This is a genomic window from Streptomyces sp. NPDC043878, assembly GCF_056435735.1.
This window is the reverse complement of sequence record NZ_JBWKDW010000019.1, coordinates 65,036-88,696: the sequence shown is the minus strand read 5'-3', so window position 1 is coordinate 88,696 and position 23,661 is coordinate 65,036. Positions and strand designations below refer to the sequence as shown.

25 protein-coding genes are annotated in these 23,661 nt (G+C 70.9%); 18 read left to right on the top strand and 7 right to left on the bottom strand.

Features of this window, described 5'->3' with window-relative positions; all coding sequences use genetic code 11:
• The first annotated feature begins 93 nt into the window (after positions 1-93).
• Together AC07AZ_RS25360 and AC07AZ_RS25355 are read left to right on the top strand one after the other, a co-directional pair.
• Entirely contained in the window at positions 94-450 is a 357-nt protein-coding gene (locus AC07AZ_RS25360) for an arsenate reductase family protein (protein WP_478851500.1), read from the top strand.
• Between the two features lie 713 nt (positions 451-1,163).
• A complete protein-coding gene (locus AC07AZ_RS25355) occupies positions 1,164-4,208 on the top strand; it encodes an AfsR/SARP family transcriptional regulator (protein WP_478851498.1) in 3,045 nt (1,014 codons plus the stop codon).
• Positions 4,209-4,224: 16 nt separating this feature from the next.
• Here the strand turns inward: AC07AZ_RS25355 and AC07AZ_RS25350 are convergent, their stop codons facing one another.
• From AC07AZ_RS25350 to AC07AZ_RS25335, 4 genes are all read right to left on the bottom strand, one after another.
• On the bottom strand, positions 4,225-4,380 hold the full coding sequence (locus tag AC07AZ_RS25350) for a hypothetical protein (RefSeq protein ID WP_478851496.1): 156 nt from the start codon (positions 4,378-4,380) through the stop codon (positions 4,225-4,227).
• A gap of 164 nt (positions 4,381-4,544) precedes the next feature.
• A complete protein-coding gene (locus AC07AZ_RS25345) occupies positions 4,545-5,798 on the bottom strand; it encodes a cytochrome P450 (RefSeq protein ID WP_478851494.1) in 1,254 nt (417 codons plus the stop codon).
• Positions 5,795-6,556: a thioesterase II family protein gene (locus AC07AZ_RS25340; RefSeq protein WP_478851492.1), complete on the bottom strand. Its 762-nt coding sequence runs from the start codon at positions 6,554-6,556 to the stop codon at positions 5,795-5,797. The genes AC07AZ_RS25345 and AC07AZ_RS25340 overlap by 4 nt, the downstream gene beginning before the upstream one ends.
• Before the next feature lie 47 nt (positions 6,557-6,603).
• A complete protein-coding gene (locus AC07AZ_RS25335) occupies positions 6,604-8,544 on the bottom strand; it encodes a non-ribosomal peptide synthetase (protein ID WP_478851490.1) in 1,941 nt (646 codons plus the stop codon).
• Positions 8,545-8,679: 135 nt separating this feature from the next.
• On the opposite strand from AC07AZ_RS25335, the gene AC07AZ_RS25330 reads away from it, so the two are divergent.
• The 7 genes from AC07AZ_RS25330 to hisG are packed head-to-tail and all read left to right on the top strand — an operon-like array spanning position 8,680 to position 16,572.
• Entirely contained in the window at positions 8,680-9,720 is a 1,041-nt protein-coding gene (locus AC07AZ_RS25330) for a pyridoxal-phosphate dependent enzyme (RefSeq protein ID WP_478851488.1), read from the top strand.
• Positions 9,721-9,767: 47 nt separating this feature from the next.
• Positions 9,768-10,949 carry an ATP-grasp domain-containing protein gene (locus tag AC07AZ_RS25325; protein WP_478851486.1) on the top strand — a complete coding sequence of 394 codons (1,182 nt, stop codon included), beginning with the start codon at positions 9,768-9,770 and terminating at the stop codon, positions 10,947-10,949.
• Positions 10,946-12,142 (top strand): MFS transporter, encoded by a 1,197-nt coding sequence (locus tag AC07AZ_RS25320; protein ID WP_478851484.1) that lies wholly within the window; start codon positions 10,946-10,948, stop codon positions 12,140-12,142. Before AC07AZ_RS25325 ends, AC07AZ_RS25320 begins: the two co-directional genes overlap by 4 nt.
• Positions 12,135-13,313 carry an ATP-grasp domain-containing protein gene (locus tag AC07AZ_RS25315; protein ID WP_478851482.1) on the top strand — a complete coding sequence of 393 codons (1,179 nt, stop codon included), beginning with the start codon at positions 12,135-12,137 and terminating at the stop codon, positions 13,311-13,313. Before AC07AZ_RS25320 ends, AC07AZ_RS25315 begins: the two co-directional genes overlap by 8 nt.
• Before the next feature lie 50 nt (positions 13,314-13,363).
• Positions 13,364-14,371 carry an ATP-grasp domain-containing protein gene (locus AC07AZ_RS25310; RefSeq protein WP_478851480.1) on the top strand — a complete coding sequence of 336 codons (1,008 nt, stop codon included), beginning with the start codon at positions 13,364-13,366 and terminating at the stop codon, positions 14,369-14,371.
• The gene (locus tag AC07AZ_RS25305) at positions 14,368-15,708 is read left to right on the top strand and encodes a hypothetical protein (protein ID WP_478851478.1); all 1,341 of its coding nucleotides are present in this window, start codon (positions 14,368-14,370) and stop codon (positions 15,706-15,708) included. The genes AC07AZ_RS25310 and AC07AZ_RS25305 overlap by 4 nt, the downstream gene beginning before the upstream one ends.
• 18 nt (positions 15,709-15,726) lie before the next feature.
• Entirely contained in the window at positions 15,727-16,572 is an 846-nt protein-coding gene (gene hisG, locus AC07AZ_RS25300) for an ATP phosphoribosyltransferase (protein WP_478851476.1), read from the top strand.
• 62 nt (positions 16,573-16,634) lie between these two features.
• Here the strand turns inward: hisG and AC07AZ_RS25295 are convergent, their stop codons facing one another.
• Entirely contained in the window at positions 16,635-17,162 is a 528-nt protein-coding gene (locus AC07AZ_RS25295) for a hypothetical protein (RefSeq protein WP_478851474.1), read from the bottom strand.
• A gap of 73 nt (positions 17,163-17,235) precedes the next feature.
• Between AC07AZ_RS25295 and AC07AZ_RS25290 the strand changes: the two genes are divergently transcribed.
• Both AC07AZ_RS25290 and AC07AZ_RS25285 read left to right on the top strand, forming a co-directional pair.
• Positions 17,236-17,700: a nitroreductase/quinone reductase family protein gene (locus AC07AZ_RS25290; RefSeq protein WP_478851471.1), complete on the top strand. Its 465-nt coding sequence runs from the start codon at positions 17,236-17,238 to the stop codon at positions 17,698-17,700.
• A gap of 86 nt (positions 17,701-17,786) precedes the next feature.
• Positions 17,787-18,218, top strand: coding sequence for a hypothetical protein (locus AC07AZ_RS25285; RefSeq protein ID WP_478851469.1), 432 nt, complete (start codon positions 17,787-17,789; stop codon positions 18,216-18,218).
• Between the two features lie 302 nt (positions 18,219-18,520).
• On the opposite strand, the gene arsM is transcribed toward AC07AZ_RS25285, so the two are convergent.
• On the bottom strand, positions 18,521-19,414 hold the full coding sequence (gene arsM / locus AC07AZ_RS25280) for an arsenite methyltransferase (protein ID WP_478851467.1): 894 nt from the start codon (positions 19,412-19,414) through the stop codon (positions 18,521-18,523).
• Between the two features lie 104 nt (positions 19,415-19,518).
• Between arsM and AC07AZ_RS25275 the strand changes: the two genes are divergently transcribed.
• From AC07AZ_RS25275 to AC07AZ_RS25245, 7 genes are all read left to right on the top strand, one after another.
• On the top strand, positions 19,519-19,893 hold the full coding sequence (locus AC07AZ_RS25275; protein WP_478851465.1) for an ArsR/SmtB family transcription factor: 375 nt from the start codon (positions 19,519-19,521) through the stop codon (positions 19,891-19,893).
• Positions 19,890-20,624: an aquaporin gene (locus tag AC07AZ_RS25270; protein WP_478851463.1), complete on the top strand. Its 735-nt coding sequence runs from the start codon at positions 19,890-19,892 to the stop codon at positions 20,622-20,624. The genes AC07AZ_RS25275 and AC07AZ_RS25270 overlap by 4 nt, the downstream gene beginning before the upstream one ends.
• 32 nt (positions 20,625-20,656) lie before the next feature.
• The gene (locus AC07AZ_RS25265; RefSeq protein ID WP_478851461.1) at positions 20,657-21,070 is read left to right on the top strand and encodes an arsenate reductase ArsC; all 414 of its coding nucleotides are present in this window, start codon (positions 20,657-20,659) and stop codon (positions 21,068-21,070) included.
• Between the two features lie 125 nt (positions 21,071-21,195).
• Positions 21,196-21,762: a dihydrofolate reductase family protein gene (locus tag AC07AZ_RS25260; protein ID WP_478851459.1), complete on the top strand. Its 567-nt coding sequence runs from the start codon at positions 21,196-21,198 to the stop codon at positions 21,760-21,762.
• Positions 21,763-21,869: 107 nt separating this feature from the next.
• Complete coding sequence (locus AC07AZ_RS25255; RefSeq protein ID WP_478851457.1) at positions 21,870-22,355, top strand: GNAT family N-acetyltransferase; 486 nt, start codon at positions 21,870-21,872, stop codon at positions 22,353-22,355.
• 327 nt (positions 22,356-22,682) lie between these two features.
• Positions 22,683-23,267 (top strand): ArsR/SmtB family transcription factor, encoded by a 585-nt coding sequence (locus AC07AZ_RS25250; protein ID WP_478851455.1) that lies wholly within the window; start codon positions 22,683-22,685, stop codon positions 23,265-23,267.
• Between the two features lie 14 nt (positions 23,268-23,281).
• On the top strand, positions 23,282-23,470 hold the full coding sequence (locus AC07AZ_RS25245; protein ID WP_478851453.1) for a hypothetical protein: 189 nt from the start codon (positions 23,282-23,284) through the stop codon (positions 23,468-23,470).
• Here AC07AZ_RS25245 and AC07AZ_RS25240 read toward each other — a convergent pair.
• Positions 23,426-23,611, bottom strand: a complete 186-nt coding sequence (locus tag AC07AZ_RS25240; RefSeq protein ID WP_478851675.1) for a hypothetical protein — start codon at positions 23,609-23,611, stop codon at positions 23,426-23,428. The genes AC07AZ_RS25245 and AC07AZ_RS25240 overlap by 45 nt on opposite strands.
• Between the last annotated feature and the right edge of the window lie 50 nt (positions 23,612-23,661).

The following is a 23,661-nucleotide window of genomic DNA, read 5'->3' as shown; positions in this document are numbered from 1 at the left end:
GCGCATTGCTCGACCTGACCGGCGTAACCTCCTGACCCCGCCCACTCCGCCCCGGACAGCCGTCCGGGGCTCGACCGAAAGATCACGTCTCCCGTGGAAATCTGGATCAATCCCGCCTGTTCCAAGTGCAGTTCCGCGCTGTCCCTGCTGGACGCTGAGGGCGCCGAGTACACGGTCCGCCGCTATCTGGAGCAGCCACCGACGGAGGACGAGATCGAGCAGGTGCTGCGACGCCTCGGCCTGGAACCGTGGGACATCACCCGCACAGGAGAAGCCACCGCGACCCAACTGGACATGGACTCCTGGAAACGCGGCCCCGAGCACCGTGTCCGCTGGATCCAGGCCCTGGCAGCCCACCCGATCCTGATCCAGCGTCCGATCATCACCGCCGACGACGGATCAACCGTGATCGGCCGATCACCCGAGGCCGTGCGGTCGGTCCTCGACTGAGCGGCCCGGCTTTCGACCGGGTGACCGACGGACCGTCACGCACCGGGCGGACGCACACGTGGTGATCGATCACGCCGGCCGCCCATCCGCTGCACCGCTCCCCCATGGCGGTGCCGACTTGGAGGGCCGTGTCCGGCGGCGCGCTGTGTAGACGGTCGCCGTCATCGGCGCCGTCACGGGCCCGGTGCCGAGGCGGGCCGCCGGGCCCGGTGCCGAGGCGGGCCATCGGGCCCGGTGCCCAGGCGGGCCATCGGGCCCGGTGCCCAGGCGGGCCATCGGGCCCGGTGCCCAGGCGGGCCATCGGGCCCGGTGCCCAGGCGGGCCATCGGGCCCGGTGCCCAGGCGGGCGCCGGGCACGGTACCCAGGCGGGCGCCGGGCACGGTACCCAGGCTGGCCGCCGGGCACGGTACCCAGGCTGGCCGCCGGGCACGGTGCCCAGGCTGGCCGTCAACTTCTGTGTGACGACCGGGAGGCGGCCCCGCGCGACTGCCGCCAGCAGGCCGGGTGCCCGCGTCGTTCGTCGCGGCGAGCGACCCCCGAGACCCGGTTCGGCCATCGCCCCGGCACCCACGCCGTCCTCCCGGCCGGGGCGCAAGTGGGCTGGTGCGCGTGCGCGCATTTTGTATGCGACCGCACTACCCGCGTCTACGCTGCGGTCAGCCGTGGGGCTGTGCGCAGGACCTCGGGCGAGACAGGGACGAGGGGGAATCGCGTGAGTGGGGACGTTCGCTTCGCCGTCTTGGGCTCCTTGGAGGTCACGGTCGGCGACATCTGGCTGAAGCTGGGCGGACCCGTCCCCCAGCGCATCCTGACCACCCTGCTGCTGGAGCCGGGACGCCTGGTCCCGGTCTCCCGGCTCGTTCAGGCGGCCTGGGGCGACCACCCCCCGCGCACCGCCGAGCACCAGGTGCGCAAAGCCGTCGCCGATCTGCGCCAGCGCATTCCGGGCGGCAACTCCCTCCTCCTGACCGAGGGATCGGGCTACCGCCTCGACGTCGCCCCCGGGAACCTGGACCTCAGCGTGTTCTCACTGCGGCTGCGCCAGGCACGCGAGGCACAGGAGAGCGGCCGCGTGGACGAGGCGGCACAGCACCTGAGGGCCGCGCTCGCGCTGTGGCGGGGCCCGGTGATGTCCGGCAGCGGCGGCCCGGTGATCGCCGCCGCCTCCGCCGTGCTGGAGGAGCGCCGGCTGGCCGCCATCGAGCAGCTCGTCGAACTCAGGCTCGCCCAGGGGGAAGCGGGAGAACTCGTCGGAGACCTGCGCCAGCTGATCACCGAGCACCCGCTGTGGGAGACCCTGCGAGGCCATCTGATGGTGGCGCTGTACCGCTCGGGGCGCCAGGCCGAGGCCCTCAGGGAGTTCTGCCAGGTCCGCGACCTCCTCGCCGAGGAACTCGGCATAGATCCCAGCCCGCACCTGATGCGCCTGTACGAGGCGATCCTGCGCGACAGCCCCGAACTGGCCGCGCCCGCACCGGCCGCGGCCCCGGCGCGCGAGGAGACCGTACCCCGCGCCCAGTCGCCGGCCGGCGCGGCGCACACGGTGGCGGCGCCCTGCACGCTGCCGTACGACCTCATGGACTTCACGGGCCGCGAGCGCGAACTCGGCCACCTGCTGGAGTTGGCCGAGCCGCCCGGGGACGGGGCCGTGCGCATCGTGGCCATCGACGGCATGGGCGGCAGCGGGAAGACCTCCCTGGCCGTGCGGGCCGCACACCGCCTCACCGACCGCTACCCCGACGGGCAACTCTACGTCGACCTGCGCGGCTTCACCCCCGGCGAGCAACCCCGCCGATCGGCGACAGTCATCGGCACGTTGCTGCGCACCCTGGGCGTGCCCAGCGAGCACATTCCCGACGACGGCGACGGCCGGGTGCAGTTGTGGCGGGCCACCGTGGCCAGGCGCAGACTGCTGCTCGTCCTGGACAACGCCCTCGACGCCGCTCAGATCCGGCCGCTGATACCGGCGTCGGCCGGCTGCCTGGTGGTGACCGCGAGCCGCAACCACCTGGCCGGACTGGACGGCGCCGACCGGCTGTCCCTGTCCACGATGTCGCCGTCGGACAGCCTGGAGCTGATCAGGACGGCGCTCGGGGAGCAGCGCGCGGCGGCTGAGCCGCAGGCCGTGGCGGAGCTGAGCGCGCTGTGCGGTCGGCTGCCGCTCGCCCTGCGCGTGGCCACCGCACGGCTGCGCAGCCGGCCCCACTGGAGCGTGCGGTACCTGGTCGACCGGCTGGGTGACGAGGCCCGGCGGCTGGACGAGCTGACATCGGGCGAGCACAGCGTCGAGGCGACCCTGCAGCTGTCGTACCAGGCCCTGGACGACGAACTGCGCGACGCCCTGCGGCTGCTGGGTCTGCACCCCGGTGCCGAGACCGACGCACACTCGGCGGCGGCGCTGCTGGGGGTGGGGGTGCGGGAGGCCGAGGACGCACTGGAACACCTGCTGGACATGAACCTGGTGGAGCAGTACGAGACAGGCCGGTACGCCTTCCACGACCTGGTACGCAGCTTCACCCGCCGGCTGCTGGGACACAACCCGCAGGAGGAGCGGGCGGCCTTGGGGCGCCTGCTCGCGTACTGCCTGGCGGTGACGGAGACGGCCTGTCGCACCCTGTATCCCGGGCGAGCCCGCATCGCCGCCCGCTTCGCCGACGCGGCGCCCTTCCAGCAGCCACCCCTCACGGATGCCACCCAGGCCGAGGCACTGTTCGAAAGGGATCACGTCATGCTGCTGGCCGCCGTGGAGCGCGCGGAGCAGGAAGGCTTCGACCACCACGCCGTCCAGCTGGCCCGGAACCTGATCTTCCATCTGAACTCGCGCAGCCACCTGCACGAGTACCGGCGGGCCGCCGGCGTCGCGGTCCGCGCCGCCCGCAGACTCGCCCAGCCGCACACACTCGGTCTGAGCCTGACGAACCTGTCGGCCGTCCTGTGGAAGCTCGGCCGGTTCCGGGAAGGGGTCACGGCCGTCACCGAAGCCCTCGACATCGCACAGCGCCTCGGCGACCGCGGCGGCGAGGCCATGTGCCTGGACCAGCTGGGGCTGCTGCACAGCTGCCTGGGCGATCTCGGGGAGGCCCGTCGCTACCTGGAACAGGCCATCACCCTGCACGCGGACCTGCCCGACCACCGCCAGCGCTCCTACGCCTGGTGCAACCTGAGCACCGTACTGACCTGGCAGGGACACCCCGAGGAAGCGGCGGCGGCCGCACAACGCGCCACACTGCTCTGCCAGGATTCCGAGGCCCGGAGTGAAGAGATCATCGCCCTGACCGACCTGGCCGCGGCCCGCCTGGCCATGCAACAGCCCGCCGCGGCCCTCATCCCCCTGCAGCGGGCGCTGGAACTGGGCGACGAGTCGCGCATGCCGGAAGACCTCGCCCTGACCCTCGCCCTGGCCGCCGACGCCAGCGAACGACTCGGCGCGGTGCGGGAGGCCACCCACTACGCGGCTGAGTCCCTGCGGATCATCCACTCCAAGGGAGGCGCGACACGCAACGCCACCGTGGAGAACACCCTCGGCGCCTACCACTGCCGGCGCGGTGACTACCCCATGGCGCTGGCCCTGCACACCAGCGCGCACACCCACGCCACCGCCATCGGATACCGGATCGAGATCGCCCGCGCCCTGAACGGAATGGCCGAAGCCCTCGAAGGAACCGGTGAGTTCCGCCAATCCGGAATCCACCGGCACCAGGCATACGAACACTTCACGGCAATGGGAGTCCTCCCCAACCCGTCACTGACGCTGTGAAGGACTTTTGATCACGTCAGGGCATGGAGGTCGCGGGACCCGTCCCGTTGGCCAGGAACCGCTGGCCGGCCGGGGTGTGGGCCGGGTGCGCCGGATGCACCGGCGCGACTCCCAGAAAAACCGCGGCCCCGAACGCGGCAGTCACGGCCATCATCACGAACTTACCGAACATGTCATTCCACCTCTTCGCTCTTGCTGCCGTCCTGATCACCGTCGGCCGTCTCCCTGTGACGCCGACAGCCGAATGCTCCCTCGCCCCCATCCCGATCACATCCCGAACGGGTACCGGGAAAAGCCCCCCGCCTGTGCAGGCTGACGGTCATGGTGCGCCAACCGTCAGCCGCGGGCGGCGGCGAGGCCCGCACGCGGCGAGGACTGGCCGCCGCCCGCCGGAGTCAGCCACAGCGGCAGGCGACGCAGCCCGTTGACCACGATGGAGTCCAGATACTCGGGTTCGCCGTCGAGCCTGATGTCGCCGACCTGGGCGAGCAACTCCCGCAGCACGGCCCGGATCTCCAGCTTCGCCAGCTGGGTGCCCACGCAGTAGTGCGGGCCGGCGCCGAGGGCCAGGTGCCGGTTGGGGCTGCGGCGCACGTCGAAGACGTCCGCGTCGGTGAAGTGCGCCGGGTCACGGTTGGCGGACGTCAGCCAGCAGACCACCAGCTCGCCGCGCCGGACCAGCCGACCGCCGAGTTCCACGTCCCTGGTCGCCCGGCGCATGATGTGCGTGGCGCTCGAGGTCCACCGGAGGATCTCGTCGATCGCGGTGTTCACCACATGGTCGAAGTCCTCGCGCAGCAGCGCCAGTTGGTCGGGCCTGCGCAGCAGCGCGAGCATCCCGCCGGACATGGCGAGCCGTACGTTCTCCGTGCCGCCGACCAGCAGGTTGTCGCAGTTGAGGACGACGTCGTCGAGCGGCAGGAGTTCGCCCTGGTAGGTCAGGGTGGCCAGCACGCTGACCAGGTCCTCGCCGGGTACGGCGCGCCGGCGCTCCACGAGGTCGCCGAAGTAGTCCAGGATCTGCAGGTGCGCGATGCTGCGTTCCTCCGCCGTACCCGCGCAGAACGCCTCCGTCGACCACTCCACGACCGCAGGCCGGTCCTCGTCGGGGATGCCCAGGAACGAGCAGACGACCTCGATGGGCACCTTCGCGGCGACATCCCCGACGAAGTCGATCCGCGCGGCCTCGACGGCCGACCGGACGGCCGAGTACGCCGCCGAGTCCAGGAAATCCGCCAGCCGGCGCAGGTTCCTGGGCGCGAACCAGCCCGCGGCCGCGCCACGCAGCGCCTGGTGCCGCGGCGCGTCCGACAGTGCCAGGGTGCGGTCGCTGCCGGGGTCCTCGCCCTGGGCCAGCGGGCGCAGCAGGATTCCGGAGGACGAGCTGAAGGTCTGCGCATCACGCAGGACCTGCTTCACCTCGTCGTAGCGGGTGAGCGACCAGAAGGCCGGAAAGACGCCGGGGTCGTGCCGCACCACGGGTTCGTTCTCCCGCATCCGGCGCCACAGTGCGAACGGGTTGCCGTGCCGGTAGGTCTCGCCGTCGACGAGCCGCCCGATGTCGTCGACGGTGTGCGTGTGGTCGGTCACGATGCCCTCTCCCAGGAACTGCGGCCGGCGGCCGGGGCCGGATGCGTGTACCGCGCGAGTTCGGCGGCGATGAGTGCGGCGGGCGGATCGTCCCGCAGGTAGAAGTGCCCGCCCGGCGTCACCACCGGTACGAACGGGCCGCTCGTGTGCTGCCGCCACTGCCGGAACCGGGAGCGGATCTCCGGGATGTCGGCCTGTCCGACCACGGCCACCAGCCGTGCGCCGATCCGCTTCCCGATGTGCTCCCGGTACCCGGCGACGAGACGGAGGTCGTCCTTGATGTAGTCGAGGATCAGTTCCAGCAGTTCCTCGTCCTGCCGGATCTGCGGACTCACCGGTTCGTAGCGCTCGAGATAACGCAGTACGTCCGCGGAGTCCTCGTAGGGGACCGGTGGCCGCAGCGCGGGCGCCGCGGCGGAGGACACGACCAGCGTGGGTACGTCGGCTCCGGCGGCGCGCAGGCAGTCGGCGACCTCGAAGGCGACGTAGGCGCCCATGCTGTGCCCGAACAGCACGGAGTAGCGTTCCTGGCCCGTGAGGATCTCCTCGGCCACGGACTCGGCGAGTTCACGCAGCCCGGCCGGCGGCTCGTCCAGGACACGGTCCTCCCGGCCCGGGTACTGGACGGCGTGCACCCGGGCCGTGGGCAGCAGCGACTGCCAGGGCCTGAAGAACGACGCGCAGCCGCCGGCGTGCGGGAAGCACAGTACGGCCGGATGTGCGTCGCTTCCGCGGGCCGCGGCGCGTGCGGCAGGCACCGGGCCCAGCTTCCGGATGGCGGTGGCCGGTGCCACCGAGGGCCCCCTCACGACCGTGTCAGCAGGTCGACCTGCTGGGGGATCGTGCCGCAGCGGTAGACCTGCTTGACCCCGACGGGCCGCCCGGCGATCTTGCCGAGGGCGCGGGAGAGCTTGAGCACGGTCAGGGAGTTTCCGCCGAGGTCGAAGAAGGTGCCGCTCTCGTCCTCCCCCACCGGGACACCGAGGACCTGTTCCCAGACCTGCGCGACCTGATGGGTGAGGGCGCCGGCCGGGGCGGGCGCGCACCGAGTGTCCTCCGTGGCCGCCCGCGCCTGGTCAGCCGTCGCCGTGCCGCTCACCGTCACCGCTTCGTGCGCCGTCACTGCGTCCTGCGTCGTCTCCCCTTCCGCCGTCGTCTCCGCTTCCGCCGTCGTCTCCGCTTCCGCCCTCGTCTCCGCGTTCCCGGTGCGCGCCGACGCCAGCAGCGCGGCCCGGTCGATCTTGTCGTGCGCGGAGCGGGGCAGCACGTCGGTGAACAGGATCCGGTCGGGTACGACGGCGCCGCCGAGCGTCTCGGTCAGGAACCTGCGCACCGAAGCGGCGTCGGTCTGCGCGCCCGCCTCCCTGACGGCGAAGGCGTAGCAGGTCGACGTCCCGCTGTCGTAGGCGACGGCGGCGGACTGGATGCCGGGATGGGCGGCGAGCGCCTCCTCGATCGTCTCCAGGTACACCCGCACTCCGCGGATCTTGACCTCGTTGTCGAGCCGTCCCACGAACTCCAGTTCGCCCTGCTGCGACCAACGGCCGAGGTCGCCGGTGAGGTAGACCCGTACGGTCTGTCCGGCCTCGTCCCGCACGTCGACGAACCTGGCCTTCGTCCCCCGCTCGTCGCCGACGTACCCGCGGGTCACGCTGCGGCCGGAGACGGCGATCTGGCCGACGGCGCCCCGCGGGACCTCACGCAGGCCCTCGTCCAGGAGGTGGATGCCGGTCCCCGGGACCGGCACTCCGACGGCGGGTTCGGCGGGCTTGTCGTAGACGCGGTAGGTGGACCAGACGGTGCACTCGGTCGGCCCGTACTCGTTGCCGAGGGCGACCGCGGGCAGCAGGGCGAAATGCTGGTCGATGACGCTGCGGGCAAGGGACTCGCCGGCGCATATCACCAGCCGCAGCGAGGCCAGGTCCCGGGCCAGGCTCTCGTCCTCCCGCACGGTGTGCAGAAGCTCGGCGTAGAAGCTCGGCACGGTCAGCGTGTGGGTCACCCCGTGCCGGGCGACGAGTTCGACGAGCGCCTCCGGGACGCGACGCTCCTCCTCCCCGGCCACGACCAGTGTGCCGCCGGCCGCGAGGGTGCCCCAGACGCCGGCCACCGACGAGTCGAAGTGGAACGGCGACAGCAGCAGGAAGACGGGGCTGCCGAACCCCTCGTACACCGCGAGCCGCGCGGCGTTGGAGACGGCCAGGTTCTCCTGGGAGACGGACACGCCCTTGGGCCGGCCGCTGGTGCCCGAGGTGTAGAGCACGTACGCCTCGTCCTCCGGCACGAGCACGGGGGCCGCCACCTCATGGGATACCGGTCCCGGCGCCGCCGCATCCGCGCGGGGCCGCTTCGCCCGCCTCCCGGTCAGCGGATCGAGCACCACCGAGAGGCCGGAGGAGGACCTGACGTGCCGGGCGGTGTCCTCGGGCGCGGCCGGGTCGAGGAACACGAAGGACCGGCCGGACAGCCACACGCCCAGCGCCAGGGCGACCGTGGAAACCGTCCGGTGCGAGAGGATCCCTGTCCGGCCGGAAGCGGAGGAGTCACCGTCCGCGCTCACGGTGCGGGCCAGCGACGAAGCCGCCGCGGCCAGTTCGCCGTACGAAAGGGTGTCGTTCCCGCAGATCACGGCGGGACGGTCCGGGTGCCGTCCCGCCCGCTCCATGACCGCGTCGCAGACCCGCTGCCCGCGACGGGGCACATGAAGCTCGTCGGACGTCGTTGCGCGAAGCTGAAGTCTCGTCATGCACGCCATCCTCCGCAGCCCCTTCCGGAAATCCTCCCGGCGCGGTCCGGGAACGGATGGGGAACGCCCCGGTAACGCCCCCTCCTACGGTGTGGCCGTCGATGACCGACTGCGCCATCAGGGGAAAGGGACGCGGTGTACACCTCATTCGCCGAAAAACTCTCGGAACCGGATCTCATAGACCTGGGCAACGAGATATACGTGGTCCGCTTCGAGGTCATGAAGGTCACCTCGGTCCGGGCCGCGGTGCAGGACCTCCTGGACCGCGGAGTCATCCGCCGGGGGCAGACCCTGGTCGACAGTTCGAGCGGCATCTACGGTCACGCCCTCGCGCTGGTCTGCCGCGAACTGGGCCTGAAATGCCACATCTTCGCCTCCGTGGCCGTCGACGCGGCCATCCGGACCCAGCTGAAGTACCTCGGGGCGACCTACACCCAGGTGCCGCCCTCCGGCGACGACGGCCTCCAGCACGACCAGGAGACCCGCGTCCGGCTCGTCCACGCCTATCTGAAGGACAACCCGGACGCGTACTGGATGCAGCAGTACCACGACGACGTGCACTACATCGGCTACGAGCGCGTCGCGAACACCCTGGTGAAGGAACTGGGCTCCAGCGACCTCACCCTCGTCGGCGGGGTCGGCACGGGCGCCTCCACCAGCGCGATGGCCCGCTATCTGCGCCAGGCCGGCAGCGACGCCCGGCTGGTGGGCATCCAGCCCTTCGGCAGCCGCTCCTTCGGCTCGGAGACCATCCCACTGGACGGGTTCATCATCGCCGGCATCGGCAGCGGCATCCGGTTCGGCAACATCGACTACCGCGCCTACGACGACATCCACTGGATCGACTTCGACGTCTCCGCCGCCGGCTGCCGCCGGCTGCTGTCCACCACGGGCGTCTTCGCCGGCCTGTCCGCGGGCGCGGGCTGGCAGGTCGCCAACCACGTGCGCGCCGGTCAACCCGACGGCGGGCCCATCGTCTTCCTGGCCGCCGACCCCGGACACCGCTATGTCGACAGGGTCTTCCCGCCCGACGGCCCGATCGAGGCCGACCCCGACCACCACCCCCGGATCATCACGGACCTCGCCGACCTGACCGGCCCCTGGAGCGCCATGAACTGGGCTCGCCGGCCCTACGACGTCCAGGACGACCTGCCGGTGTACCCGCTGCCGTCCTGAGCCCTCCGTACCCGAACGCCCGGTATCCCACTGTGAGGCCCTCCCCCATGACCAACGTCGCCGTCATCAACTACAGCCCCCAGAGCGACTACGCCGCCATGCTCCCGGAACTGGCCGGTGCCCTCCATGTGTTCAGCCACCACGAGCTGGCCGGCACCGAGAGCTTCGCCCACTACGAACACGTACCCGACTGTGAGTTCGTGCCCTACGCGGAACTGCGGATCAGGCAACTCGCCCACGACAAGCAGTTCACCCACCTGATCACGGACAACGAGTACGACCTGGAGCGGGCCGCCCGCATCCGTGAGGACCTGAAGATCCCCGGCCAGTCCGTCGCCGGCGCCCTGTCCTTCCGGGACAAGGCCGTCATGAAGCAGGTCGCAGGCCGCACCGTGCCGACGGCCCGGTTCGCCCGCCTGGAGTCGATCGTCGACCTGACCGACTTCATCGCGGCCCACGCCTACCCGGTCGTGGTCAAACCGGTCAAACAGGGCGGATCCCGCGACATCTCCGTGCTGCGCGGCGAGGAGGACCTGCTGGCCTTCAGCCGCCGGCACTGGCGCGAGGACCTCATGGTCGAGGAGTTCGTCCAGGGGCAGATGTACCACGTGGACGCGGTACTGGCCCCCGGCTACCGGTTCGTGGCCGGCTCGCGCTATGTCCGCAGCTGCCTCGGCGTCTTCTCCGGACAGAACAACGGCTCGATCCAGCTGCACCCCGAGGACGCCTTCGCGCGGCGCCTGGAGGACTTCCTCGACCGCGTCCTCGAGGCGTTCGACACGCCCGACATCAGCGCCTACCACCTGGAGGTGTTCCACACCCCCGACGACGAACTCGTGCTGTGTGAGATCGCCTCACGTGTCGGCGGCGACCGCATCCCCGCCCTCACGCGCCTCACCTACGGCGTGGACCTGCACTCCAGCTGGCTGCGCCAGTCCTGCGGGCTGCCGGTCGACCCGCCGCCGGCCACGCCGCCCGCCCAGGTGCACGGCTCGCTGTCGATCCTTCCGCAGGGCCGCCCGGTGCGCGCCCCTCAGCGGCCCCCTTTCGCATGGGTGCGGCACTACGAGGTCAACGACAACCTCGCCCCCGACGCGGTGGCACAGAACAGCACCTCGTTCCTGTGCTTCGTCATCGTCGGCGGCCGTGACCTCGACGAGGTCGAACAGCGGCTGCTCACCGCGGAGAACTGGCTCATGGAGCATGTGGAGGAGGTCCCCGCGTCATGAAGACCTGGCGCCGGACCTCGTCGGACGGGCGCGCGCTGCTGCTGGCCGTGCTGCTCACCGGCCTGACGACGTTCATGTTCCTGCCGCTGCTGGCCATCCACTTCACCGCCGAGGGCCTGCCCACCGGGCGGGTGGGCTTCCTCGTGGGCCTGCTCGCCTTCTGCAGCCAGGGCTTCTCCCTGGTGTGCGGGCTGATCGTGGACCGGCTGGGCACCCGCCCGGTGCTCACCTTCGGCTTCGGCCTGCGGATCGCCGGCTATGCGCTGCTCGCGCTGGGGGACGGCGACCACCTCATCCCGCTCGTCGCCGGCATCGTGGCCATCGGCGTCGGCGGCTCCCTGCTGGGCCTGACCATCAAGACGCTGCTGGTGCGGGAGGACAGCGTGGAGCCACGCGAGATGCTCGCGCTGCGCTCCACCTTCGTCAACGTCGGGGTGGTCGCCGGACCGGCCCTCGGCGCGGCGCTCTACCCCCTCGGTTTCCCCTACATCCTCGCCGCCTGCGTGCTCTCCCACCTGCTTCTGGGCATACGGCTGACCGTCCGCCCCACGGCGCGGACCCGGCCCGGACCACAGGCCGCCGCAGCCGCCGCCGAGGACGCCCCGCCCGCCGCCGGCACACCGCAGTGGGCGCGCTGGCGCTGGATACCGCTGTGCCTGCTCGGCGTCGCCTTCTGGGCGATCTACAGCCAGCTCAACGTGCTGATGCCGATCACCGCGAAGGAACTCACCGGCAGCACCGGTGCCGGCGCGGTGGTGTTCACGCTCAACGGTGTCCTGTGCGTCCTTCTGCAGTACACGCTGCTGCACCACGTGTTCCGCAACGCCACCACCCGCACCCTGCTCGCCGTCGGCTTCCTCGCCTTCGCCTGCGCCTACGCGGTGTTCATCGCGCTGGCCGGCTGGTCCTCACTGCTGGCCTTCGTCCTTCCGGTCACCGTCGCCGAGATGCTGATCGCCCCCAGCCTCGACGAACAGGCCGTCAAGGTCACCTCCGTCCGCCGCACCGGGCTCGCCCTGGGCACGATGAGCGCCGCCGGGGCCGTGGGCAGCCTCCTCGGCTCCAGCCTGGGCGGCTACCTCATGCAGACACTGCACGGCGGCACGGGCCTGTGGCTGGTGCTCGTCGTGTTCTCCCTCGCCGCCGCAGCCACCTGTTTCCTCCTACCGAAGGTGCACACGCAGCATGCCTGACACCCAGCCCACAGCCGTCCTGCTCAACCCCCGCGACCTGGTCGTCACCGCGGCCGAGAAACTGGGACTCTCCCTGATCGTCGTCGCCGACCCCGAGGCGCCGCTCCCCGACAACGCCCCCGAACCGATCCTGCGCAGTCCCTGGATCAGCGACCTCGACCAGCTCGTCGAGCAGCTGCGCGCCCTCGACCTGCCCGCCCCCGTCAGTTGCTTCGGCTTCGGCGAACTGGGCTCCGCGGCGTCCGCGGTGATCAACGAACGCCTGGGCTGGCCGGGCAACCCGTCCGAGGCGCTGGCCGCGTTCAAGGACAAGGCCAGGCTGCGGGCCGAGGTCGGCGACCGCGCCGGAACGCCCGTCGCCCACATCACCTGCACGACCGGGGAGGAGCTGCGCGCCGCCGTCGAGCGGATCGGCTACCCCTGCGTGGTCAAGCCGGTGGACGGCACCGGCAGCTCGGGCGTGCAGTACCTCGCGGACCGGGAGGAGACCGAACGCCACCTGGCCGCCCTGTGCTTCGACACCCCGCACCTCGTCGAGGAGTTCCTCGACGGCGCCGAGTACAGCGTGGAGGCGGTCAGCACCCCCGAGGGACACCGCATCCTGGCGATCACGGAGAAGACGACCACCGGCGCGCCCCACTTCGTCGAGACGGGACACACGCTGCCGGTACACCTCGCTGCCGGCGACGAGACCGCCGTCCACGACCTGGTCACCGGGATGCTGGACGCGATCGGCTACCGCTACGGCCCCTCGCACACCGAGGTCATGCTCACCGAGCGCGGCCCCCGCCTCATCGAGTCCCACGGCCGCCCCGGCGGCGACCGCATCAGCGACCTGCTGCTGCTGGCCCTCGGCGAGGACGTGTTCGCGCAGACGATGAGCGCCGTCCTCGGCCTGCCGGCGCCCGAACCCGCCACCGGGCAGCGTGTCGCCGGCATCCGCTTCGTCACCTTCGACCGTACGGTCCCGATGCCGGGCACCAGCACCGAACTCGTCGCCTCACTGCCGGGTGTCGCCGAGACGGCCATCAGCGTCGAACCCGGCCGCCGGCCGCCGCAGGTCCGCAAGTCAGGCGACCGGCACGGCTTCGTCGTCGCCACCGGCGGCACACGCGACGAACTCGAGACCAACCTCGCCCGCGCGGTGCGCACCCTCACCGCGACGGCCTGAACACCTTCTCCCTTCCCTCAGCCCTCCCAGAGACCGATAGGTGCCCCAACGTGCCGTACAAGATCCTCGTCCTCGTCTCCGAGGCGTCCACGTTCGAGCTCGACAACCACTCGATCATCCCCAGCGCCCTGCACCGGGAGGGCCACGAGGTGCACATCGGTGACATCGACACCCTCGGTGTGCACGACTCGGTCGTCGTCTGCGACCGCATGAAGGTCAACGACGAGTTCACCTCCGGCGGCGACTTCCCGACGCTGAGCGAATCCGGTGTCTCCGCCGAGGAGTTCGACCTGGTGTGGGTCCTGGCGGGCACCCACCCGGAGGCGGGCAACGACTCCTTCCAGCTGCTGTGGCTGCTCAACCAGCGGGTGCCGTTCGTCAACGACGCCTCCGCGCTGTTCTTCCTCAACACCAAGACCAACCTGGTGGCCATAGTGCCCGGCGAGCACCTGCCGCAGTCGTACGTGACCAACGACTACGACTTCCTGAACAACCTGGTCGAGTCCGACCCCGACCGCTCCTGGGTCGTCAAGCCCACCAACGACGGCTGCGGCGCCGACGTCTTCGTCGTCAGCAGAACCGACCGCAACCGCTCGGCCCTGCTGGGCTCGGCCACCGGCAACGCGGCGTCGCGCTACGGCCGCTACGGACGCGACATCATCGGCATGGCCAAGCGGCACACGGCTGTGCAGGAGTACATCCCCAACGTCCGCGACAACGAAAAGCGCGTGATCATCGCCGGCGGGGAACCGGTCTCCGGTTTCCTGCGCTTCCACCCCGAACACGACCACCGCTCCAACGCCACCCTCGGCGCCCGGTTCGAAAAACTCGAACTGAGCGCCGAGGAGGACCAGTTCGTCCGCGCCCTGGGCAAGCGGCTGATGGACCTCGGGATCTTCTACTCCGGCATCGACATGGCCTACCCGTACGTCATCGAGGTCAACATGGTCAATCCCGGCGGCTTGAGCTACCACCAGCTCGCCACAGGCGAGGACCGCTCCTCCGAGGCCGTCAACACCGTGCTGGCGGCCCTGCGCACGGCCGGGAAGCTGTCGTGAGCGCCTGGTCCTGGCTCGACACCCGGGCCGTGGCCGCATGGGAGGACTTCGCGCGGGGACAGGAAGCCGACTGCGACCGGGAACGCTTCGACAAGGCCCTGCGGCGGCCCGACTGGCAAACCGCCTACCCGCCGCAGGTGTTCACCGCCGACGCCGCCTCCGAGACCATCACGACCGGGGTGCGCCTCGCCGAGCTGATCTCCGGCTTCCCGCACCGGGTGTTCGGCGAGGACCTCACGGCGTGGACCGCCTACCTCGACGTGCCCGCCGAGGACGCCACCCTCATGACCCAGGCGCTGCGCCGGCCCCGACTGCGGCGCGCCGCCACCGCCTTCATGCGCCCGGACCTGGTCCTCACCCACGACGGCCTGAAGCTGGTCGAGCTGAACGTCGCCGCCTCTCTGGGCGGCCTGAGCACACTCGCTCCGTACACGGCCGCCACCCGCGCGTCCGCCTACGCCGCCTTCCTCGCCCAGCGCGGAGTCGCCCTCGACGCCCCGGACACGGCGAAGATCTGGCTGGACGTCTTCACCGGCCTGACCCGGGCCCGCGGCGAAGGACCGCTGCGCGTGTTCGAGGCCACCGCCGACCCGTCGGACCTCGACGGGGGCCGCCGCTTCTTCGTCGACATGCTCCGCACCGCCGGTCACCACGTCAGCTGCGGACTCGTCACCGACCTGGACCTCACGGACACCGGCGTCACCTACGACGGCGAACGGATCGACGCCGTCTTCACCGCCTACACCTGGCACGAGACCAAGCAGTTCGTCCCGCCCGCGCTCACCCGCAGGCTCATGGAACACGACACCGCCGGCCTGGTGGACTTCATCGGCTCCCCCGCCGCCGCACTGTACGACAACAAGGGCAACCTGGCGCTGCTCCACGACCCCGACCATCACCACCTGCTGACCGCTGAGGAACACGCCCTGGTCGCCCACCACGTACCGGCCACCTTCCGGCTTCGCCCCGACTCCCTCAACCGCGCGCTCACCCACCGCGACCTGCTCGTCTGCAAGCCCGCCTCCGCCTACGGCGGCAAGAACCTCCAGTTCGGCGCCGCCATGAGCGACCAGGAGTGGGCCACCCTGATGCGGACCCGGCTGGCCGACCCCCACGAACGCTACGTCCTCCAACAACGTCAGCACCCCGTTACCGTCCACATCCCCGGAGCACACCCGGCCGAACGCGAAGTGGTCCTGGCACCGCTCATCTTCGGCGGCACCCACGCCGGAGTGTTCCTGCGGCAGGCCCCACCACGCCCGCGATCCACGATCAACGCCTCCAGTGGCGCGGAGGTGGCGGCACTACTGACCGTCCGAGACAGCCGGAACAGCTGAAGCGAAGGAAACCGAAGCATGCTGCGCATCGCCGTCCCCAACAAGGGCTCGCTGTCCCAACCGGCCATGGAGATACTCCGTGAGGCCGGCTACCGGCAGCGCGACGACAGCAAACAGCTCGCCCTCGTCGACCCCGTCAACGAGGTGGAGTTCTTCTACCTGCGTCCCCGCGACATCGCCGTGTACGTCTCCGCGGGCCGCCTCGACCTGGGCGTCTCCGGCCGGGACCTGCTGATCGACTCGGCCGCCGCCGCCGAGGAGACGCTGTCGCTCGGCTTCGCCCGCTCCACCTTCCGCTTCGCCGCCAGGCCCGGCACGGCCACATGCGTCGAGGACTTCGACGGCATGACGATCGCCACCTCCTACGAGGGCATCGTCGCCAAGCACCTGGCCCAGGCCGGAGTCTCCGCCTCCCTGGTACACCTCGACGGCGCCGTCGAGAACGCCATCCAGCTGGGCGTCGCCCAGATCGTGGCCGACGTGGTGGAGACCGGCGCCAGCCTCCGCAACGTGGGCCTGGAAGTCATCGGCGAACCCATCATGACCTCGGAAGCCGTCGTCGTCCGCCGCGCCGGCACGGACATCTCCCCACCGGCGCAGCGTTTCCTGCGCCGCCTCAAGGGCGTCCTGGTCGCCCGCTCCTACGTCATGATGGACTACCACTGCCCGGCCGAGCACCTCAACGAGGCGATAGCCCTCACCCCCGGCCTGGAATCACCCACGATCTCCCCGCTGCGCACCGGCGACCACGTCGCGGTCCGCGCCATGGTCCCCACCAGCGACGCCCAGCCCGTCATGGACGCCCTCTACACCCTGGGCGCCCGAGCGATCCTCACCACCGCCATCCACGCCTGCCGCCTGTAGCGACCAGCCCTCGGGAGGGGCAGGACAATCGGCTGCGCATCGCGTCCCGAGTGTCGGACCGGTCATCTACTGGGTGAGAGGTCGGGGCCGGCCGAAGAGAGTGACTCCTCACAGATCTTCAGCGCTCCGGCGAAGTCTCCCCGCCACATCAGGACGGCCGCGCGCACCACCTCGGCCAACGAGCGCGGCTCGCCGCTGCCCACCAGTGACGCCGCCTCCAGGGCGTCGTCGGCGTAGGCCGCCGCCTCGTCCAGGCGCCCGAGCCACAGGTAGGCGTACGCGGACGCGGCGAAGAGATCGGCGAGCACGAGGCTCTGGCCGGTGCGACGGGACACTTCCAGACCTCGGCGGAGATGGCGCAGTGCGGGGCCGTAACGTTCGCGGAGCATCTCCGTCCAGCCCGTCATGACGAGCGTGTCCGTCTGCCCGGCCAGTTCCTGGTCGTCGGTGTCGTCGAGCACTTCCACCACGGGGTCGAGGTAGTCGGCCGCCCGGGCGTCGCCGGCGAAGGTGTGCGCCAGGGCCAGGAGCGCGGCGACCGGCCCGCCGGCCGCAGATGCGGCCGAGCCGGACCCGGGGGCCGGCCGCACGGGTTACCGTCGTCGCACGGGCGCCCCGGCGCCGGACTGACCGCCGTCGACCCGATGATCACCGAGGAGAACCATGACGTTCACGCCAGTGCCCTCCGGTACCTACGGCACCCGGCAGCCCGGGGCCCTGGTCCGCTGGATGAACAAGTTCACCATGAAGCGGATCGTCCGAAAGGGCGGCGGCAGGATGATGGGCATGGACGCCCTCGTCCTGACCACCACCGGCCGCAAGAGCGGCGAGCCCCGCACCTCGCCGGTCGCCCGGTTCCCCGAGGAGGACGGCACGTGGCTGATCGTGGCGTCCGCCAACGGCGCCGCGAAACACCCCGCCTGGTACTACAACCTCGCCGCCCACCCGGACCGGGCCGTCATCGAGATGGACGGCCGCCGCACCGAAGTCACCGCCCACCAGCTCGAAGGGACCGAACGTCACGAGGCGTGGCAGCGGATCACCGCCGCCCAGCCCCGGTTCGGCCAGTACGCCACGAAAACCGACCGCGAGATCCCCGTCATCCGGCTGACGCCCCACGCCCGGTGAGCGAAACCCCAGCCCGCGATGCCGGCGCGGCCTTCACCACGTTGCCTGTCCTGTTGCGGCTTGCCGTAGGTGAATAGGCTTTGGTCATGACCGCTGAGTGGTATGTCCTCGTCGAGGAGGACACCCGTGAGACCAGACGTGCCGAGGGCGAACAACTGAGGCTGCATCGCTGGAAGTTGGCGGCCACTCAGCACATCGGCGAGGATGAGGCGCAGGCTGCCGCGGCGGCCGAGGAACTGGCTCTCCGTCACCTGCCGGCACTCCTGGCCCGTCACGCCCGGCCCGGCGACGAGCCGGCCCGGCACGCGTTCCTCGCCCCGGACGGGACGTGGCTGGTGCTCCTGAGACAACGGCACCGGGAATGCCACATACGGGTGACCACCGCCAGGCTCATGCATACCCGCGAGGAGAAGGAAGCCCCGCCGAAGAGCTTCAGGGACAAGCTACGCAGCGCCTTCGAAGGCCCACAGCCGCCCGAGCCGACCGGAAGACCGTGGCGTCCGACCGGGAACACGTGAGCAGGCTGTCACCCGTTCTCCCGCCCCACCACGAAGCCGTGCTGGTCGTCCGTCAGGATCCGCCGCATTCGCTGCTGTCACCGCCGGACCGGCACAGCGCTCCGGGGTTGATGGAGGGATGTCCGGGGCGGACTGCGGGGGCGCTTCACGGTCTGCGTCGTTGAGCCCGACGCCGGCCACGAGCACCAGGACGAGTCCGGCGAGTGCTCGGGCGCCGCTGCTGATGATCGTGCGGGCCCTGCCCAAAAGGAACGCGGTGACCAGGACGATGCCGCCGACAAGGCCCCTACCGGATGGTGGTGTCAGCTCTGGCAGGCGCAGCGCGACGCGGTCTTGGCCTCGGCCACGGTGAGGGCGGGGTCGCCGGAGGTCTCGGCCGGCGTACAGCAGGCGTCGACGCCGCAGCAGGCGTCCGCCGACTCCTCGGCTGAGCGGGCGGTTTCGGCAGCCGGGGGCTTGGTGGCGCGCACGATCGCGGAGTGCATGCCGTCTGCGACCAGGTGGGTGGGGGTGATCTCGACCTCGGTGAAGCCGGCGTCCTCCAGGCCGGCACGGTATTCGGCGAAGGACAGCGCGCCGGCGACGCAGCCGACGTAGTCGCCGCGGTCGGCCCTCTGCTGAGTGGTGAGGGCGTCGTCGGCGACGACGTCGGAGACACCGAGCCGGCCGCCGGGCCTGAGCACGCGGAAGGTCTCGGCGAAGACGGCGGGCTTGTCGACGGACAGGTTGATCACACAGTTGGAGATGACCACGTCGATCGTGTTGGCGGGCAGCGGGATGGACTCGATGGTGCCCTTGAGGAACTCGGCGTTCGACACGCCGGCCTTCGCCCCGTTGGCCAGGGCCAGGGCGAGCATCTCCTCGGTCATGTCCAGTCCGTACGCCTTGCCGGTCGGCCCCACGCGGCGGGCGGACAGCAGAACGTCGATGCCGCCTCCGGAGCCGAGGTCCAGGACGCGCTCGCCCTCGCGCAGTTCGGCGACGGCGGTGGGGTTGCCGCAGCCGAGCGACGCGGCGACGGCCTCGGCCGGGAGGGTGTCGCGCTCGTCCGCGGCGTAGAGGGTGGAGCCGAAGTTCTCGTCGACTTCGACCGGGGTGGGCCCGCAGCAGCCGGTCCCGCCTTCGATGACGCTCAGGGCTGCCGCCGCGTACCGCCGACGGACGGTTTCACGCAGGTCGATGGACTGTTCTCTCATGACTCACTCCCGGATGACGGACCACGGCACGCCCGTGAACGGCCTGTATTGACGTTCATTGATGCAAGCTTGCACCCTGGATCGAAAGGCGTCAACATAGAGGTATGTCGAAACAAGAGCTTGAGGTGCTCGGCCAGGACGCCGTCTGCTGCCCGGGCCTGTCCGCCGCACCGCTGGACGAGGACCAGGCCGCCGATCTGGCCAAGGTCTTCAAGGCACTCGGCGACCCGGTCCGGCTGCGCCTGATGTCGATGATCGCCTCGCGCGGACCGGGCGGCGAGGTCTGCGTGTGCGAGCTGACCCCGGCGTTCGACCTGTCCCAGCCGACCATCTCGCACCACCTCAAGCTGCTGCGGCAGGCCGGGCTCATCGACTGCGAGCGGCGCGGGACATGGGTCTACTACTGGGTACTGCCCGGTGTCCTGGACACGCTCGCCACGTTCCTCACCGCCACGCAGCCCGCCGGGGCCGACGCGTGAGCGCTCCGCTCGGCCGCCGTGTCGCGGCCGAGGCGATCGGGACGGGGCTGCTGGTGGCGGTGGTGGTCGGCTCCGGCATCCAGGCCACCGAGCTGTCACGCGACGTGGGCGTGCAACTGCTCGCCAACTCCCTTGCCACCGTCTTCGGCCTGGGTGTGCTGATCACCGTGTTCGGGCCCGTCTCCGGAGCGCATTTCAACCCCGCCGTCACCCTCGCCGCCTGGTTCGCCGGCCGCCGCGATCCGAGCGGCCTCAGCGCGAAGGACGTCGCCGCCTACGTGCCCGCCCAGATCGCGGGCGGTATCGGCGGCGCGGCCCTGGCCGACGCGATGTTCGCCAGGCCGCTGCTCCACTTCTCCACCCATGACCGGTCCGCCGGGCACCTGTGGCTGGGCGAGGTGGTCGCGACGGCCGGGCTGATCCTGGTGGTCTTCGGCCTCTCCAGAATCGGGCGCGCCGCGCTCGCCCCGGCCGTGGTGGCGTCCTACATCGGGGCCGCCTACTGGTTCACCTCGTCCACGTCCTTCGCGAACCCCGCGGTGACCATCGGCCGGGCCTTCACCGACACCTTCGCCGGTATCGCGCCCGCCTCCGTCCTCCCGTTCATCGCCGCCCAGCTGCTCGGCGCCGCGCTCGGGCTCGGGCTCGTGGCCGCCGTCCACGGTCGCGGTCCAGCCCCCGTCAGCCGCGCGCTCGCGGCACAGGGCGAGCCCGAACTCGCCTCCTCCTGAACCCCTCCCGCCATTCGAGAGAGACGTCCGTCATGAGCACTTCCGCCCCGCGCCCGTCGGTGCTGTTCGTCTGCGTCCACAACGCCGGCCGCTCCCAGATGGGTGCCGCCTTCCTCAGCCACCTTGCCGGTGACCGCATCGAGGTCCGTTCGGCGGGCTCCGCACCCGCCGACTCCGTCAACCCGGCGGTCGTGGAGGCGATGCGAGAGGTCGGCATCGACATCTCCGCCCAGACCCCGAAGGTCCTCACCACGCAGGCGGTGCAGTCCTCGGACATCGTGATCACCATGGGCTGCGGAGACGCCTGCCCCGTCTTCCCCGGCAAGCAGTACCTCGACTGGCGACTGGACGACCCGGCCGGGCAGGGCGTCGAGGCCGTACGCCCCATCCGCGACGCGATCGAGACCCGGGTCCGCGCGCTGATCTCGCAGGTGACACCCGACTGACAGCGGGCCCGTCTCGCTCGAGGCCAGGCCGGACAACATACACCTCAGAGATCCCGCGAGCCGCGATGAGTCCGGCGGCGTCCGACGGTCGTACTGTCGAAGCCCTGTCACCGAGGAGGACCCGGATGCGCAGCGTGACCTATTCCATGGGCGTCTCACTGGACGGCTACCTCGTCGGGCCGGACGGTCGCTTCGACTGGACGGCGCCCGACGAAGAGGTCTTCCGCTTCGTCACCGACGAGGTACGAGGTCTCGGCGTCCACCTGCTGGGACGACGGCTGTACGAGACGATGCTGTACTGGGAGACCGCCGACCAGGATCCATCCCTCGACGACTCGGTGCTCGAGTGGACCGCGATCTGGAAGGCGCTCCCGAAGGTGGTGTTCTCCACCACGCTGCCGGCGGTGCAGGGCAATGCCCGCCTGGTCTCCGGCGGACTGGTGGAGGAGATCGAGAGGTTGCGAGCCGAGGCGGGTGAGGGCAACATCGCGATCGGCGGCGCGGCTCTCGCCGCCGAGGCCGCCGCGTCGGGACTGATCGACGAGTACCGGGCCAGGGTCTATCCGGTGCTGGTCGGCGGTGGCGTTCCGTTCTTCCCCCAGCACGAGCGCCGGGTGGATCTCGAACTCGTCGAGACCCACACCTTCCGCTCGAAAGTGATCTACCTCCGCTACCGCGTGGCGCGTCACTGACGTTCGAAGCGTGGCGTCGTACGGGCAGACGCCGCAGGATCCCTGGGGGATGCCGGCAGAGCGGGGTGCGCGCGAGGGACGGCCGCCCGGTACGCAATACTCACCCTGTGAAGTCGAGCATTACGACCGGGAACGGGTCGGTCACGATACGGCGGGCCGTCGCACGTGATGCCAAGCGGCTCACGCGGCTCGTACGTGGCTCACGCGCCTACGAGGGGCAGTACGCGGCCATGGTCGAGAACTACCGGGTCGGCCCTTACTACATCGAGACGCACCGAGTTTTCGTGGCCGTCGCCGCCGACGAGGGAAACCGCGTACTCGGGTTCTACTCGCTCGTCCTCGACCCGCCGGAGCTCGACCTGCTGTTCGTCGCCGACGAAGCGCAGGGGCGTGGCATCGGACGGTTGCTCGTCGCCCACATGCAGGGCGAGGCCCAGTCCGCCGGGCTCGACCGCGTCCGGGTGGTGTCCCATCCTCCTGCCGAGGGCTTCTACCGCAGCGTGGGTGCGCTACCGACCGGGATCGTGCCCGCCAACCCGCCTGCCGTCGCGTGGGCCCGCCCAGAGCTGGAGTTCCTCCTTCCGCTGCCGTGACGACGAGCAAAGTCGGGGAAGGTCGGGGAAGGTCCGTCACGGCCCCGATCCCTCGTGGGACTCAGTACGCAATCGGCCACCGAACGGCGCGGTGGGAGCGCGGTCGGCCTCCTTCAGCGCCACCGACGGATGCGAGCGGTCACCAACTCCCCCGCTGCCGTGAACGCCCGTTGCAGGGTGCGTACGGAGATCTGGTCAAGCCGGGTTGATGGCCGTGGGCCCTGTGCCAATCACGCCCAGCCAGCGCCGGAGGCGTCCCCCGCTTGCAAAGGACACGTTGCAAAGGAATGCTTGCAACGTGTCCTTTGCAAGGCTACGCTCGGAAGCATGAACGCGCCCCAGGACCCGCAGGTCCGCAGTCTCGACGCCCGCTCTCTCCGCGGGCTCGCGCACCCACTGCGCATGCAGCTGCTGGACGCCCTGCGCTTCGGCGGTCCGGCCACTGCGTCCCAACTCGCCGAGCAGCTGGGCGAGTCGAGTGGTGCCACCAGCTACCACCTGCGACAGCTCGCCTCCTACGGCTTCATCGAGGACGCTCCCGAGCGGGGCAAGGGGCGGGAACGCTGGTGGAAGGCGGTCCACCAGGGCCTGCGCTTCGACGACGCACTGCTCACGGACGCCAACCCGGACGTTCGCGGGGCCGCCGACATGTACCTCCACGAGGTCGCGACCACCCAGACGCGGGACCTCTCGACCTGGCTCGGCAACCGCCAGGCATGGCCCGAAGAGTGGAACCGCACCTGGGACATGAGCAGCGCGACGCTACGACTGACGCCCGAACTCACCCGGGAACTCGTCGAGAAGATGCACGCCCTCGTCGACACCTATCGCGACCGGGCCACCGGCGAAGACGACGCCGACACCGCCCAGGTACGCATCCACACACGCGCTTTCCCCCTCGCCACGGAATGAGAGGCCACAGCCCGATGCGACCCGAGGCACACCTCGCCCTGCACCAACTCCGCGTCGCCGAACTCCGTACCGAAGCCGACGCGTACCGCCTCGCCGCCGCGGCCCGGTGCCCGCGGGCCCTCCGTAGGCGCCTCGGCTGGACCCTCGTGGAGCTCGGCCTACGACTGGCCGCCTCGCCCAGGACGGCGGCCGCTGTTCTTTAGCTCAGGGCCGGTGTAGAAGTAGCCGACGCCCGGACAGCGGAAGATCTCCAGGCAGACGCCCTTCTCCCGTGTCGCCCGGCGCAGCGCGGCAACGCGTTCGGGCGGCGCGAAGGCGTCCGGTTCGGCGGCGTGCAGGTGCACTCTGCAACCTGGACCAGCGGATGCGGGAAGGTCGGCAGTGGCGTGCAATC

What these genes read in the sequence shown, in the direction of transcription:
- AC07AZ_RS25315 (WP_478851482.1), top strand. Translation starts at nt 12,135, where the DNA reads ATGCCTGACACCCAGCCCACAGCCGTCCTGCTCAACCCCCGCGACCTG.
- AC07AZ_RS25285 (WP_478851469.1), top strand. Translation starts at nt 17,787, where the DNA reads ATGACCGCTGAGTGGTATGTCCTCGTCGAGGAGGACACCCGTGAGACC.
- AC07AZ_RS25245 (WP_478851453.1), top strand. Translation starts at nt 23,282, where the DNA reads ATGCGACCCGAGGCACACCTCGCCCTGCACCAACTCCGCGTCGCCGAA.
- AC07AZ_RS25250 (WP_478851455.1), top strand. Translation starts at nt 22,683, where the DNA reads ATGAACGCGCCCCAGGACCCGCAGGTCCGCAGTCTCGACGCCCGCTCT.
- AC07AZ_RS25275 (WP_478851465.1), top strand. Translation starts at nt 19,519, where the DNA reads ATGTCGAAACAAGAGCTTGAGGTGCTCGGCCAGGACGCCGTCTGCTGC.
- AC07AZ_RS25350 (WP_478851496.1), bottom strand. Translation starts at nt 4,380, where the DNA reads ATGTTCGGTAAGTTCGTGATGATGGCCGTGACTGCCGCGTTCGGGGCC.
- AC07AZ_RS25290 (WP_478851471.1), top strand. Translation starts at nt 17,236, where the DNA reads ATGACGTTCACGCCAGTGCCCTCCGGTACCTACGGCACCCGGCAGCCC.
- arsM (WP_478851467.1), bottom strand. Translation starts at nt 19,414, where the DNA reads ATGAGAGAACAGTCCATCGACCTGCGTGAAACCGTCCGTCGGCGGTAC.
- AC07AZ_RS25335 (WP_478851490.1), bottom strand. Translation starts at nt 8,544, where the DNA reads ATGACGAGACTTCAGCTTCGCGCAACGACGTCCGACGAGCTTCATGTG.
- AC07AZ_RS25265 (WP_478851461.1), top strand. Translation starts at nt 20,657, where the DNA reads ATGAGCACTTCCGCCCCGCGCCCGTCGGTGCTGTTCGTCTGCGTCCAC.
- AC07AZ_RS25325 (WP_478851486.1), top strand. Translation starts at nt 9,768, where the DNA reads ATGACCAACGTCGCCGTCATCAACTACAGCCCCCAGAGCGACTACGCC.
- AC07AZ_RS25260 (WP_478851459.1), top strand. Translation starts at nt 21,196, where the DNA reads ATGCGCAGCGTGACCTATTCCATGGGCGTCTCACTGGACGGCTACCTC.
- hisG (WP_478851476.1), top strand. Translation starts at nt 15,727, where the DNA reads ATGCTGCGCATCGCCGTCCCCAACAAGGGCTCGCTGTCCCAACCGGCC.
- AC07AZ_RS25320 (WP_478851484.1), top strand. Translation starts at nt 10,946, where the DNA reads ATGAAGACCTGGCGCCGGACCTCGTCGGACGGGCGCGCGCTGCTGCTG.